The organism is Mycobacterium yunnanensis (assembly GCF_025823185.1).
In the GTDB taxonomy this organism is placed as follows: Bacteria; Actinomycetota; Actinomycetes; order Mycobacteriales; family Mycobacteriaceae; genus Mycobacterium; species Mycobacterium yunnanensis.
In genome coordinates, this window is sequence record NZ_JACKVK010000013.1 from 379,268 (window position 1) to 392,499 (window position 13,232).

16 protein-coding genes are annotated in these 13,232 nt (G+C 68.1%); 5 read left to right on the forward strand and 11 right to left on the reverse strand.

Annotated elements, in window-relative coordinates:
* Positions 1-56 precede the first annotated feature (56 nt).
* Positions 57-1,307, reverse strand: a complete 1,251-nt coding sequence (locus H7K45_RS25455; RefSeq protein ID WP_263998849.1) for an NADH:flavin oxidoreductase/NADH oxidase family protein — start codon at positions 1,305-1,307, stop codon at positions 57-59.
* Positions 1,308-1,348: 41 nt separating this feature from the next.
* Positions 1,349-1,945, reverse strand: a complete 597-nt coding sequence (locus H7K45_RS25460) for a TetR/AcrR family transcriptional regulator (protein WP_263998850.1) — start codon at positions 1,943-1,945, stop codon at positions 1,349-1,351.
* Between the two features lie 111 nt (positions 1,946-2,056).
* Between H7K45_RS25460 and H7K45_RS25465 the strand changes: the two genes are divergently transcribed.
* Positions 2,057-2,752: an SDR family oxidoreductase gene (locus H7K45_RS25465; RefSeq protein ID WP_263998851.1), complete on the forward strand. Its 696-nt coding sequence runs from the start codon at positions 2,057-2,059 to the stop codon at positions 2,750-2,752.
* Between the two features lie 29 nt (positions 2,753-2,781).
* Complete coding sequence (locus tag H7K45_RS25470) at positions 2,782-3,084, forward strand: thiamine-binding protein (RefSeq protein ID WP_263998852.1); 303 nt, start codon at positions 2,782-2,784, stop codon at positions 3,082-3,084.
* An 11-nt stretch (positions 3,085-3,095) separates the two neighbouring features.
* On the opposite strand, the gene H7K45_RS25475 is transcribed toward H7K45_RS25470, so the two are convergent.
* The 8 genes from H7K45_RS25475 to H7K45_RS25510 all read right to left on the reverse strand — a co-directional run bounded on the left by H7K45_RS25475 (position 3,096) and on the right by H7K45_RS25510 (position 10,320).
* The gene (locus H7K45_RS25475) at positions 3,096-4,196 is read right to left on the reverse strand and encodes an Rv2629 family ribosome hibernation factor (protein ID WP_263998853.1); all 1,101 of its coding nucleotides are present in this window, start codon (positions 4,194-4,196) and stop codon (positions 3,096-3,098) included.
* Between the two features lie 99 nt (positions 4,197-4,295).
* A complete protein-coding gene (locus H7K45_RS25480; protein ID WP_263998854.1) occupies positions 4,296-5,192 on the reverse strand; it encodes a DMT family transporter in 897 nt (298 codons plus the stop codon).
* Positions 5,189-6,148 carry a Bug family tripartite tricarboxylate transporter substrate binding protein gene (locus H7K45_RS25485; protein WP_263998855.1) on the reverse strand — a complete coding sequence of 320 codons (960 nt, stop codon included), beginning with the start codon at positions 6,146-6,148 and terminating at the stop codon, positions 5,189-5,191. The genes H7K45_RS25480 and H7K45_RS25485 overlap by 4 nt, the downstream gene beginning before the upstream one ends.
* Positions 6,149-6,150: 2 nt before the next feature.
* Complete coding sequence (locus H7K45_RS25490; protein ID WP_372512638.1) at positions 6,151-7,041, reverse strand: SDR family oxidoreductase; 891 nt, start codon at positions 7,039-7,041, stop codon at positions 6,151-6,153.
* A gap of 160 nt (positions 7,042-7,201) precedes the next feature.
* Positions 7,202-8,419 carry a YihY/virulence factor BrkB family protein gene (locus H7K45_RS25495; RefSeq protein WP_263998856.1) on the reverse strand — a complete coding sequence of 406 codons (1,218 nt, stop codon included), beginning with the start codon at positions 8,417-8,419 and terminating at the stop codon, positions 7,202-7,204.
* A gap of 23 nt (positions 8,420-8,442) precedes the next feature.
* Positions 8,443-8,979, reverse strand: a complete 537-nt coding sequence (locus H7K45_RS25500; RefSeq protein WP_263998857.1) for a cysteine hydrolase family protein — start codon at positions 8,977-8,979, stop codon at positions 8,443-8,445.
* Between the two features lie 55 nt (positions 8,980-9,034).
* Entirely contained in the window at positions 9,035-9,310 is a 276-nt protein-coding gene (locus H7K45_RS25505; protein WP_263998858.1) for a hypothetical protein, read from the reverse strand.
* Positions 9,307-10,320, reverse strand: coding sequence for an iron-containing redox enzyme family protein (locus H7K45_RS25510; RefSeq protein ID WP_263998859.1), 1,014 nt, complete (start codon positions 10,318-10,320; stop codon positions 9,307-9,309). The genes H7K45_RS25505 and H7K45_RS25510 overlap by 4 nt, the downstream gene beginning before the upstream one ends.
* Positions 10,321-10,377: 57 nt before the next feature.
* On the opposite strand from H7K45_RS25510, the gene H7K45_RS25515 reads away from it, so the two are divergent.
* The 3 genes from H7K45_RS25515 (at position 10,378) to H7K45_RS25525 (ending at position 12,341) form a co-directional block, all read left to right on the forward strand.
* On the forward strand, positions 10,378-10,638 hold the full coding sequence (locus tag H7K45_RS25515; protein ID WP_263998860.1) for a hypothetical protein: 261 nt from the start codon (positions 10,378-10,380) through the stop codon (positions 10,636-10,638).
* Between the two features lie 168 nt (positions 10,639-10,806).
* The gene (locus H7K45_RS25520) at positions 10,807-11,646 is read left to right on the forward strand and encodes a L,D-transpeptidase (RefSeq protein WP_263998861.1); all 840 of its coding nucleotides are present in this window, start codon (positions 10,807-10,809) and stop codon (positions 11,644-11,646) included.
* A gap of 158 nt (positions 11,647-11,804) precedes the next feature.
* A complete protein-coding gene (locus H7K45_RS25525) occupies positions 11,805-12,341 on the forward strand; it encodes a hypothetical protein (protein WP_372512639.1) in 537 nt (178 codons plus the stop codon).
* 63 nt (positions 12,342-12,404) lie between these two features.
* On the opposite strand, the gene H7K45_RS25530 is transcribed toward H7K45_RS25525, so the two are convergent.
* Positions 12,405-13,172 carry an ABC transporter permease gene (locus tag H7K45_RS25530; RefSeq protein WP_372512667.1) on the reverse strand — a complete coding sequence of 256 codons (768 nt, stop codon included), beginning with the start codon at positions 13,170-13,172 and terminating at the stop codon, positions 12,405-12,407.
* Positions 13,173-13,232: the final 60 nt, after the last annotated feature.

Consider the following 13,232-nt stretch of genomic DNA (forward strand, 5'->3'; position numbering starts at 1 on the left):
TGACCACGAAACACGTTCGTCTGCCGAGAATTTCCGGCCGCCGGTGAGCTTGCCCGCTACACGCCGCGCTTGCGCCCGAAGGTGGCGGTGCCGTTGCGGCGGAGCATCGCGACGGTCGTCGCGATGCGCCCCCGGTCCAGGTCGGGGTCGAGCCCCGCGCCCACGCGGTGCAGTTGATCGGTGTGCCAGCTCAGCTCGAGGATGCCGTCCAGCGACTTGAGGTTGACGAACTTGCCGAGCACGCCGCGCATTCCGGCTCGGACCTGGTGGGCGGTCAACGTGGGCGTCCGGCCGTCGAGGAGGGCGGCCGCGGCGTCGGTGGTGGTGACTGTCGGTCGACCGAGGCCCACGACGTCGCACTCGCCGGCACCGATCGCCTCCTCCATGGCGGTGCGCGAGCGAAAGCCACCGGTGACGGCCAGCGGAACGTCACCGATGAGCTCGCGGACCGTGCGGGCGTAGTCGAGGAAGTAGGCCTCTCGCGCTCGCGTGCTGTCGGACGCCTTGCCCATCATCGCCGGCGTTTCATAGCTACCGCCGCTGACCTCGATGAGGTCGAGCCCCTCACCGGCGAGCGCGGCCAACACGGCCTTCGAATCGTCCTCGGTGAATCCGCCGCGCTGGAAGTCCGCCGAATTGAGCTTGAGCCCGACCGCGAACGACGGCGAGACCCGCGACCGGACGCGACGCACCACCTCGAGCAGGAAGCGCATCCGGCGCTCGGGGTCACCGCCCCACTCGTCGTCGCGCAGATTGGTCAACGGCGAGAGGAACTGCGCCACCAAATAGCCGTGCGCCCCGTGAATCTGGACGCCGTCGAACCCGGCAGTCTCACACACCACGGCTGCCGTGGCGAAACGTTCGATCACGCCCTCGATCTCCGCGGTGCTCAGCGCGCGCGGGGTCGGCGACCCGGGCAGGGACATGGCCACCGCGCTGGGCGCGACGGGGCGATGCCCGATGGCCATCGGGTTGGACTGCCGCCCCGGATGATTCAACTGGACCCAGATCGGGACACCGCCGTCCTTGCTGGCCTTGGCCCAGCGGGACAAGGCCTCGAGATCGCGCTCGTCCTCCACGACGACGTTGCCAGGCTCGCCGAGCTGGCTGCGGTCGACCATGACGTTGCCGGTGACGACGAGCCCGTAGCGGCCTTCGCTCCAGGTGCGGTAGAGACGTTCGAGCCGCTCGTCGGGGGCGTTCCTGGAGTTCCCCAGTGCCTCGCTCAGCGCGGCCTTCATGATTCGGTTGGGCAGCACCTGGCCGCAGGGAAGGGGCAGCGGCTGGTGCAGGGCGTTGGTCGTCATGAGTTCCTCGGCGTCGGTGGCTGACGGTCGGATCGTAGTGCTCAGACCGATGCGCGACCGATTGCCTCGTCCAGAAGGGTTTGCGCCGCCCTCTTGGCCTGCCCCCAGGGCGCGGCGTCGTTCAGGGAGGTCGACATCGCGGCGGCGCCCTCGAAGAGAATGGCCAGTTGGCTGCCCACGAGCTTGGGGTTGGCCGCACCCGTGTGACGCGTCAAGGCGACCACACCGTCGACGAAGCTGCGCTTGTGCTCCTCGACGATGCCGTGCACCTCGGGCATTGCGCCGGCGGCTTCGACGGCGGCGTTGTGGAACGGGCAGCCGCGCCACGGGCCCGCGCCGGCGGGCGGCACGTCGAACAGTGCCAGGATGCGCGACTTGGGACTGCGCTTCCCGGCGGCCGGGTCGGGGTGCACCGGGTCGCCGACGCCTTGGCGAAGGTGCCGCAGGTACGCCTCGACCACGGCATCCTTACTCGGAAAGTGTTGATAGAGAGTGCGTTTGGATACCGATGCTTCGTCGGCCAAGCGTTCAACACCCGTGGCGTTGATCCCGTCGGCGTAGAACAGCTTGACCGCGGCGTCGAGGATGCGTTGGCGCGCGCCCCGGCCACCACGCCGCGCTTCGACCTGAGTGTCCATGGGCGAAGTATACCGTTGGGTTTACTTCGGCGCGGTCGCGGTGTACGTTCGGCACCGAAGTAAACCATTCGGTGTACTTGCTTGTCGTCGACTCAACCACCAGGAGAACTCGTGACCGCCCTGCAGAACTCGTCCGTGCTCGTCACCGGAGCCAACCGCGGCATGGGCCGCCACTACGTCACCCAGCTCCTCGATCGTGGGGTGACCAAGGTCTACGCCGCCGCTCGAGACGCCAGCCGGATCGAGATCACCGACCCCCGCGTCGTCCCCCTCACCCTCGACGTCACCGACCCGCAGTCGGTCGCCGCGGCAGCCGAGGCCGCGACCGACGTCGCCGTGCTGATCAACAACGCGGGCCTCTTCCGGGCTGCGTCCGTGCTGGAGGCCGACGCCAAGGAATTGCGAGAGCAGCTGGAGACCAACCTGTTTGGACCGCTCGCCTTGGCGTCGACGTTCGCCGACCGCATCGCCGACCGGGGTGGCGCCATCGTCAACGTCGCCTCGGTGCTGTCCTGGCTGCCCGTCGGCGGCAGCTACGGCGTCACCAAGGCGGCGATGTGGAGTGCCACCGACTCGATGCGCCTGGAGCTCGCCCCGCGCGGCGTCCAGGTCGTCGGCGTCTACGTGGGCTACGTCGACACCGACATGGCGTCGTTCACCGACAGCCCCAAGACCGACCCCGCCGACGTGGTGCGCCAAGTGCTCGACGGCGTGGAGGCCGGGGCGGACGAGGTCCTCGCCGACGACGTGAGCCGCAACGTCCGCGCCCAGCTGTCGTTGCCCATCGCGGAACGCGCCCTGGGCTGATCGACGGCGGGTGTGTCAGGCTGATCGCCATGATCGTCGCCTTCAGCCTGACCCCGTCCGCCGGTGACGACACCGGCGGCGTCCACGACGCCGTCGCCGAGGCCGTTCGCATCGTGCGAGAGTCGGGACTGCCCAACGAGACCAACGCGATGTTCACCAACGTCGAAGGCGAGTGGGACGAGGTGATGGCGGTGGTCAAGCGGGCCGTCGACGCCGTGGCCGCGGTCTCGCCGCGGGTGGGTCTCGTGCTCAAGGCCGACATCCGGCCCGGATACACCGGCGAGCTGACCGCCAAGGTTCGACGGCTGGAAGACGCGCTCGACGAGCAATGACCCTCGATTCGTCAGGGTAGGGCGAACCGAAGGACCGCCGCGATCCCGTCCTGCGGCGCGAGACGCTCGTCGACTCGCACGAGTGCCGCACCGGTGATGATCGCGGCGCCCGGAAGCGCCTCGTCGGCCCGCAACGTGTGCGTGGGCGCGGCCCCCAGGTCCGAGAGGACGTCGGCGTCGGGGGCGACGGTGAGCGGGTCGTCGTCGGCGACGACGACGGCATCCCCGACGTCGCCCACCAGGAGGGTCTCCACCGCGCCGGCCCGCAGAGCCTCGCACACCGGGCCGATGCCCTCCACCGCCAGACCCGATCGTTGCCCGACGGCCTGCGAGAATTGTCGAGCGGCCGCATCCATGGCCGCCAACCGACGCTTGAGCAGCTCCTGCTCGATCGCGTGGCTCACCTCGGCGTCGTCGATTCCGCTGTCGCGCGCGCCGACGTCCAACTCGACCACCAGCGCAGCCACCCGCTCCTCCAACGTCGGGCGGAGATCTGCCCGCGACTTGACTTCGCCCACGACGAACACGATGTCGGGCGCCACCGCGTCGACCAGATGCGCCAGCCGCGCCGCCACCGCACGAAGGTTCTTGCGGCCGGCCTCCATCGTCCGGCGCTGTGGGTCGCCGTAACCCGGCGTCTCGGCGCTGTCCGCCTTGTGCACCGGGTAGCCGCCACCGTCGACCTCCTCGGCGACCACCCTCCCTCTGCGGTGGAGGACCACGTCGCCGCCGGCGTGGTCGACGGTGGCGACCACGTAGGTGGTGTGCCACGCGCCGTGCTCGACGATCGGCAGCACGTACGGCAGGTCGGCGTAGCGGATGACGGGGTTCTCGATGGCGCGGATCAGACGTTCGTCGTGAAGGATGCCGTCCTGCCCGGCGACCAATCCGCGTCCGCTGCTTCCCACGGCGGGCGGGGCGCCCAGCACTGCCCCCTCCAGCGCGTCGACGACGTCGGCGGGTGCACCCAACTGCTCCAATTCGGTGCGCACGGCCCGCCATTTCAGGTGCTGCTGTGCATCCGCGTCCTCGGTGTCGTGCGAGTCGTCGAAGTACACCGAGGCATAGGGGCCCTTCGCCTCGAACAATGATCGAAACCGTTCGGCCTGCATGATCCTCCATCCCTGGTCGACGCCGCGGTCGGCAGGGCGGACGGGTGCCCCCTCCGCGGCCGGACAAACGGCTGCGGCGGACGTATTTCGTAGTGTGGGCTAGCGATCCGTGCGCGCCGCGCTTCGTCGGGCGCGGATGGCGATGAGCCCGCCACCGATGACCAAGGCCATCCCGCCGTATGTGACCAGTGTCGGCGGATGGTTCCAGAAGACCCAGTCGGCGACTGCGGTGAAGACGATGACCGAGTAGATGAACGGTCCCAGCTTCTCGGCCGGTGCGTAGCGGTAGGCCAGCACGATGAGGGTCTGCGACGACAGCTGTGCCAGACCCAGCCCGATCAGCATGGCCCAGGCCGCGGGCACGACGGGGCGCCAGTCGAGCAGCGCGACGGGCACCGAGAGCAGCGTCGAAATCAAGAAGAAGTAGAACAGCACCCGGAGTATCGGTTCGGTGGCCCCGAGCCACCGCACCGACATCATTGCCACGGCAAGGAATAACGCGCCGGCGAATGCGGCCAGTTCGCCGACGTTCACGCGGTGGCTCTGCGGCTGCAACACCAGCATCACCCCGGCAAACCCGACGACCGCTCCGACCCAGGTCGCGGTCGCCACCCGCTGGCGTGTCACCACCCAGGCGATCAGCGGCATCCACAGGGGCGCGCTGTACGTCAGCAGGGTGGCGTTGGCCAGCGGGATCCGCGTGATTGCGACGAACAGCGCGTACCAGCAGGCGGTCCCGGTGGCCGCCCGCAGGACGTGCAGGCCGATCTTCTGGGTGCGCATCGACGACCAACCACCGCGCATCACCACCGGAATCACGAAGAGCAGGCAGATCGCGTTCTGGAAGAGCAGCAGCACGCCCGTCGGGGTGTACTGCCCGGCCATCTTCGCCACGGTGCCGACCGCCGCCACGCAGAAGAAGGCCGCCGTGGTCAGAAGTGCTCCGAGAACCAGGTTTTCGGGTCGGCGACCCACGCTGGTCCCCGCGTCGGTCACCCCCGCGCCGCCCGCAACGCGGTCTGCACGTCGGCCTGAGTCTTGGCCAGAAAGTTCTGGAATTCCTCACCCACCATGAAGGTCGTCGTGAACTGGCTTCGCTCCGCCGTGTCCCTCCACGTCGCGGTGTCCACCATCTTCGCGAGCGCCTGCTGCCAGTAGTCGACCGCGTAGGCGGGCATGTCCGGCGGGCCGTAGAGGCCGCGCCAGTTCGACAGCGTGACGTCGAACCCCTGCTCTCTGGCGGTTGGCACGTCCAGTCCCGGCAACCTGTCCTCCGCCAGCACGGCCAATCCCTTGAGATCCCTTGTCTTCACCTGGCCGATGAACTCGCTCACCCCTCCGATGGCGACGCCGACCTCCCCGCTGGCGAGAGCGGCACTCTGATCCCCGCCACCCTCGTGGGTGACGTAGTGAACCCTCGACGGGTCGCCGCCGGCGGCGGAGACCAACAGGTCGAATGGAGCCTGGTCGTCGAGGGCGGCGCCGATCGCCACACGCGACGGGTCGGACCTGACGGCCGCCAAGAGGTCACCGAGGTTCTGGAACGGGGCGTCGGGGCGCGCGACGACCATGAAGTACTCGGTCATCAGCCGGGCGATCATGGTGACGTCGCCGTACCCGTACCTCGACGTGCCACTGAGCTGGTTGGTCATCATCGACAGCGAGGTCACCGAGATCTGGTCGTCGGCCCCGCGATACTGCTCCACCATCGTGGCCAGGAAGTCGGCTCCGCTGCCGCCCGGGCGGTTCTGCACCGGCAGCGGCACGTCGACGATGCCCTCCTTCTGCAGCGAGTCCACCACCGCGCGGATGGTCAGGTCGAACCCGCTGCCCGGTGACGCACCCGCGGTCATCGTCACCGGCCCTGCCGGGTAGCCGTCGGCGGAGGCGGAGCCCTGACACCCCGCCAGCACCAGACAGGCGGCGAGCAGGGTGAAGCAAGCGTGTCTCATCGTCAACGGTGTTCTCCTGGAGTGGATTCGGTCATCTCGGCCAGCTGGGCCCTGGCAGTCATCCGGGCGGTCTCGCGCTCCAGGACGGCGTTGAGCATCCGTGGCGCGACGACGTCGAGTGCGCGCAGGGCGAGCGCCTTTCGCGGCGCGATGCGTACGGGACGCGTCCTCGCGGCGGTGACCAGCCATCCGGCGGCCTCTTCCGCCGACAGTGCGGCGACTCCGTCGTAGACCCGGGTGGGGGCGATCATCGGTGTGGCCACCAGCGGGAAGTAGACCGTGGTGGAGTGCACGCCGGCCTGACCCCATTCGGTGTCGACGACCCGACTCACCGCGCTCAACGCCGCCTTGGAGGCGTTGTAGACGGCGAACATCGGTGACGACTCCGGCAGCACGCGCCACGTCGCGACGTTGACGACGTGGCCGTCGCCGCGAGCCAGCATGCCTGGGGCCAACCCCCGCATCAGCCTTAGCGGCGCGTAGTAGTTCAGGGCCATCACGCGTTCGACGTCATGCCAGCGCTGCAGGGAGTCGATGAGGGGCCGGCGAATCGACCTCGCCGCGTTGTTGACCAGGACGTCGACGCGGCCGACGGATTCGACGAGCGCGTCGACCTGGTCCAGATCGGCGAGGTCGGCCGTCATCGCAACGGCGTCACCACCGCCGGCGACGATTCCGGCCACGACCTCGGCCAGCAGATCTCCTCGGCGGGCGACGGCGATGACGGTCGCGCCCTCGGCGGCGAACTTGCCGGCGGCCACCGCACCGATCCCGGAGGAGGCACCGGTCAGCAGTATTCGCTTGCCCCGCAGGTCCACTGGCGCGCGGACGGGCCACCGTGGAACGGGTCGCATGCCGGCTAGCCGCAGCGCCTTCGACCACTCCGCGGTCACCAAACGAGCCACCCCACCGGGGAACCGACCACCCTCTGTGCCGTCATCGAGACGTCCGATCCTCCGCGGGGGCTGACGCGGCAAACTCTAGAGGACGCGGGCGCCACTATTGGCAAGAGCGTCGAAATTCATCGACGAGGTGTCGTCCAGAGCCTCCGGCTCACCCGTCGGATCGACCGCGTGACGCCCTCAATTGCTCGCCACGCCTGAGGTCGTCGCGCTCCTTGGACTCGTTCTTGTCCACCAGACGGGTGTCGCGAGCCGGCAGTTGGAGGTCCCGTTCGGCAGGCAAGCCAGCCTGAAGTTGCCGCCCGCGCTCGAGTTCGGAGTCCAATTCCGCGCCAAACAGCAACGCCAGGTTGGTGATCCACAGCCACAGGAGGAAGACGATGACACCGGCCAGTGTGCCGTAGGTCTTGTTGTAACTGCCGAAGTTGGAGACGTAGAGACCAAAGCCCAGGGACGCCAGGATCCACACCACGATGGCTGCGGCGGCTCCCACGCTGACCCACCGGAACTTTGGTTGCTTGATGTTGGGCGTGGCGTAGTACAGGATCGCGACCGCCAGGGTGACCAACACCAACAACGCGGGCCACCGGGCGATGTTCCACACGGTCACGGTCGCCGATCCGAGGCCGATGGTGTCACCGATGGCCCTTGCGAGCGGTCCGGTGACGGCCAAGAGGAACGCGGCGGCGGCCACCACCACGAGCCCGACGAGGGTCAGGAGCAGTTGCAGTGGGCGCAGTTTCCAGACCGGGCGGCCTTCCTCGATCTCGTAGATCCGGTTCATCGCGCGCCCGAAGGCCCCGATGTAGCCCGACGCCGACCACAGCGCACCCACGATGCCGATGACCAACGTGGTCCCGGCCGAAGGGGATTGCACCAACTGTTCGATCGGACCACGCAGGACGTCGACGGCCGAGGAGGGACCAAGGTCCGCCACGATCTGGAGGATGGCGTCGGTCGTGCTCTTGCCCTGACCGAAGACACCCAGCAGCGAGACCACCACGACCAGCGCCGGAAAGATCGACAGCACGGCGTAGTAGGTAAGGGCCGCAGCCAGATCCGTGCATTGGTCGGTGGAGAACTCTCGAGCGGTCTTGCGCAGCGCGAACCACAGCGACGGTTTGGTCAAGTCGGTCGGCGAATCGGGCTTGCGCGGATCGTCGGGATCGGGGGCCGTGGCGTCGGCGGCCGTGGCGTCGGCGGCCGTCGTGTCGGCGGGCGTGGTGTCGGCGGGCGTGGTGTCGGGATTCGGCGCGTCCGACCGCAGCACCTGCGCGCGCGACTCGTCCTTGGCGCCCATCGCACGTCCCATCACGACGCCGCCGGCGACCAACGCCGACGAATACAGTGTCTTCGACAAGATGGACATCACTCGCTCCGTTTCCCGTGGCTCTAACAACAGTCGGCTGCAGGCAGCAGGGTGGCGGCCATGTTCTGCTCCATCATCTTCAGTGCGGCAGCGCCGAGGTCGGCGTCGATGTGCGCGACGGTATCCGGGGCTACGACTACCTCGAAGTGCCGCACGTGCGCGTCCAGTGCGGTATAGAGGATGCACTGTTCGGTCACCTGCCCCGTGATGACGACGCGCTTGGTGCCGAGCCTGCCCAACAGGTACCCCAGCGGGGTCGAGTAGAACGCGCTGTGGCGAACCTTCGTCAGCATCTTGGAGCCCGGTGCCGGCTTCACCGGATCTACGAGGTCGGGACGGCGGCCGCCCATGGCGGCGTCGATCAAGTCGCGATGGTCGGCACAAAAGTCGCCGTAGTTGTCGTTGACCCACACCACGTCGACGTCGTCCGCCCGCCGGGCACGCCTTATCAGATTCGCCAACGGCTCGATCGTCTGCTCCACGTTGGGAATCAGCTTGTCGGCGTCCGGATGATCGTAGGCGTTGAGCACGTCGACGACGAGAACCATTGTCGCACTCATGCTTTAGCCCTACCCCGGCTCGCCGCCGGCAAACGGTGACGGGCCAGGGCGTCGGTCAATCCTCCGTCGCCGTTGGGCTCTGTTCGGATTCCCACTTGGACTCCATCGACCGTGACACGACGGCATCACCGGGCAGTTCGACGTCGAAGGTCTCCCCGTCGTCCAGCTCGAGGGTCAAGGTAACCGTCGCCGCGCCTGGCGCCTGAGGGGCGTCGACGAAGACGACCTTGTATTCGCGCTCGCCCACGCCCTCGTCGCCGGGCACGTCGAGGCGAACCAGGTCACCGGGGGCTACCTCGTCGACCCGAGCCTGATCGGAGATGCCGGTCATGACAGCGGTATGCGCAACGACGACTGGCCGGCCGCCCACTGCGACGTCATGTGGGCGGCGAGTCGGCTCTCCACCGCGTCGAACGCCCGCATGCCGAAGACGACGTCGGGTTCCAGATGTGGTTCACGCGCAATGAGATCGGCGACGACGTCGGTGCGCACGACCTGCTCGTGGACCGCGTCGGCCTCGACGTGCTCGCGGTAGAACCGCACGCACGCCTCTGGTGCCTTCATCCTCACCAGCGCGTCGACCAGTCGTGCCGACCCCGGTGACGAGGTGATCTCGGTGGCCGCGAAGTGACCGACGGCCGCACCCCGGAATTCGCGGTGCAGCCCGAACAGCGACATCACGTTCACCACCGCCAAGGTCTCGGCGGGCACCGCGCCGAGATAGTGCAGATAGCGGGAATCCAGGCCTGCCGCCGACATCAGGTCCCCGAAGAGCTGCTGATGGGCATGATCTGCTCGGCCGCCGCCGAACTCGTCGAACTCCACCGCGACGAAGGCAGCCTTGGCCGCTCCGGAGAGCCGGGGAATCGCCCAGGCGTGCGGGTCGCCTTCCTTCAGGTGGTAGATCGACCGGTGCACGAAGTACTCGAGCATCTGGTCCCAGGAGCCAACGTCGCGTAGTTGATAGGACAGCCCGCTGCCGTCGACCGGCGTGATCGACAGCTCCGCCATCTCCTCGTCGGCGGAGACGTCGATGGCGCCGACGTCCTGCTGCAGCGCCGTGAGGAAGGAGTCCTCCAAGCGCGCCCGCAGGTGCAACACGCCCGGGTCCCATTCCCACCGCGGCTCGACGTTGGCGAACCCGCGGTAGTGCAGTTCGTAGCAGACGTAGAGGGCGAGCTGAAGGTCTCGACCCCACGGCGAGGAATCGCCGACCGGTGCGTCGACCGGGATGAAGCTGCGCCGCGGCGCACGACACTTCAAGTGTGCGATGAGAGCACCGGAGAGCGGGCCGGCGGCAGTCGGGAGATCTGGCTCGAGATTCGTGGCAGGTGTCGTCACATTTGGCACTTACCCGGTGGTGGGGCGCATAAACGGAGCATTGCGTACAGTCGGGCCATGACCACAGCCGACGAGGTCGACGACGCCCAGATCAGCGAGATCGTCGAGCAGGAACTGGCCACCGCTGTCGCCGATCCCGATCCGGTGTACGTGGTCTATCTCGAATACGAGGGCGAGGAGTACAACTCCGCCCACACCTCCCAGGAGGGTGCCGAGACCCGGGTGCGGGAGACCGCAGCGCAGTGGGGCTTCGCCGACGTTCTTGGCACCGATCTGGTGACCTACCGCATCACGAAGGTCCCGCTCGAAACACCCTGACGGCGCACTTGGTCGATCTTGATTGCCAGCACCCCCGTCAGAAATTTGCTGGCCGTTTCCGAAGCGTGATGATTCCTTCATCGAATTGCTCACGCTTGCGCGTATCCCGAAGTGACATGGCGACACTACGATCAATTGACAACCATGTAATTTAGAAAGTCGGGAGCCATGCATCAGGTGTTTCGGTGTGTTCTGGCAATGATCGGAGCCAGCACGCTCGTTGCTGCAGCGCCTGTGGGCACCAGTATGGCGGCCGCCGCGTCCGCCCGCCTGCCCGCCGTCGCCTCGGTGCTCCCCGCGCGCGGCGACGTGGTCGGCGTGGCCCACCCGGTCGTCGTCACCTTCACCTCTCCCGTGACCGACCGGCTCGCCGCCGAACGCTCGGTGGACGTGACGTCCTCCCCCGCGATGACCGGCACGTACGAATGGCTGGACGCCACCTCGTTGCAGTGGGTGCCCGACCACTTCTGGCCGGCGCACACCACGATCTCCCTGTCGATGGGTCGCCTGAAGACCGAATTCGCCACGGGCGCATCGGTCGTCGGCGTCGCCGACCTCTCGGCACACACCTTCACCGTCCGCATCGACGGCGTCGAGGCGGGTCCACCGATGACGGTCCCCACCCCACACCACCGGCCGCACTGGGGTGAACCCGGGGTGCTGCCCGCCTCGATGGGCAGGGCCGAATACCCGACCCCGGTGGGGACGTATACCGTTCTGGGCAAGGACCGTTCGGTGTACATGGACTCGAGCAGCGTGGGCATTCCCGTCAGCGCTCCCGACGGATATCAGATGGACGTCGACTTCGCCGTCCGGATCACCAGCCGCGGACTCTTCGTGCATTCCGCTCCCTGGGCGGTGAATTCGCTTGGCTACGAGAACGTCAGCCACGGCTGCATCAACCTCAGCCCCGAGGACGCGGAGTGGTATTACGACACCGTCAACGTCGGCGACCCGGTGATCATCCAAGAGAACAGCATCGAAGTCCCCCGTCCGGTGACGAGGTGACGGTGACCGGCGGGCGCGGCGTACGCGCCCCGGCAGGACGTCACCATTTGGAAACGACTCGGCGCGGAGGTGTCGCCGGGTGGGCTTTGCTGCCAATAATCGACGGAGTCGTCGATCGGCGGCCGCATGGAGAATCGCCGCTTCAACCAAAAGGTGGAATGAGTACAGAAATGAAGGAGTCGACGTCGATGACGATCTTGGATCGATTCACCCGCGGGGTGGTGGGTGCCGTTGCTGGGTTGTGTGGTGTCGCCGTCGCTGTGAGCCCGGGCGCGACCGCCGCGCCCCTGAAGACAGGCGGCTACGAATGCCTCGCCCCGGCGCTCGGGGGCTCCGCGCCCGCGCCCGCGGCCGCGCCGGCAGCGGGTGGCGCCGCGGCGTGCGCCCCGGTGGGCGGCATGGGAGGCATTCCGATGGGACTTCCCGGCCCACCGCCGGTGGCACCGCCGCCGGTGGTCCCCCCGGTCGCGCCGCCCCCGATCGTTCCGCCGATCGCGCCGCCGCCCATCGTTCCGCCGATCGCACCGCCCATCGTGCCTGCGGCACCCTTGGCACCCGCCGTCGGCGGCATGGGCGGGGTCGGTCCGGCCGGCGGCTACGGAGGCAAGGGCGATCTGATCCTTCCGGCCGATCCGGGCGCACCGGCCTCCGGGCAGCCCATCCTGCCGGGCCCGGCAGCCAGGGGCGCCAGCTAGCCGATCGTCGCCAACGGGTCGTGAACGCGGGCACCGTCCACGCGTTCACGACCCGTCGGTGAATCAGGTTCGGTCCGACCACCGGAACACCGCGAGGCAGCCGATCAGGCCGCCGACCGTCCACGCCGCCAGCACCAGGAAGATGCGCCAGTGCTCCCAGCTTCCGGCCGGCTCGAAGACCACCATCTCCGGCGGTAGCAGGACCGAGCGAAAGCCCTGAGCCATCCACTTGATGGGGAAGATCGAGCCGATGGTCAGCATCCAGGCCGGCAGCACGACCAGGGGCACGTAGGTTCCCGAGACGAATTGCAGGGCGACCGAGGGACCGTTGGTGATCACCGCGGCCGACACGGCGTTGCTGGCGTAGTTGCTGATGAAGATGCCCAGCAGCGAGCAACTCGTGGTGCCAAGGACGAAGACCCAGGCCAGGGTGAACCATTGCCCGGGATCGCTGGGCAGGTGAAGGTGAAAGATCACCACCCCCACGGTCAGCAGGATGACGGCCTCGGCCAGGCTGACCACCGCCACCAGGACGATCTTTCCGACGAAGTACGACGTCGCGGTCGTCGGCGTACCCCGCAGACGACGTAGACCGCCGGTGTCGCGGTCGGCGGCAATGCTGATGCCTAGGTTGATGAACGACGTCGACAGGATCCCGTAGGCCAGCATGCTGGCCGCGATGACCGCCCCGGTGCTGGTGTCGCTGTTGGGCAACTTGGCGGTGAAGATCGATCCCAGCAGCACGCAGATCACCGCGGGCATCGAGAACGTCAGGGCGACCTGCTCGGGCCTGCGGTAGAACATCTTGAGCTCGGGTATCACCCGCGACATCCCGATCCGTAGCGCCGAGGGCAGCGGTGCCTCCGACGCCGGGGCACGGTGCCGCGGCGG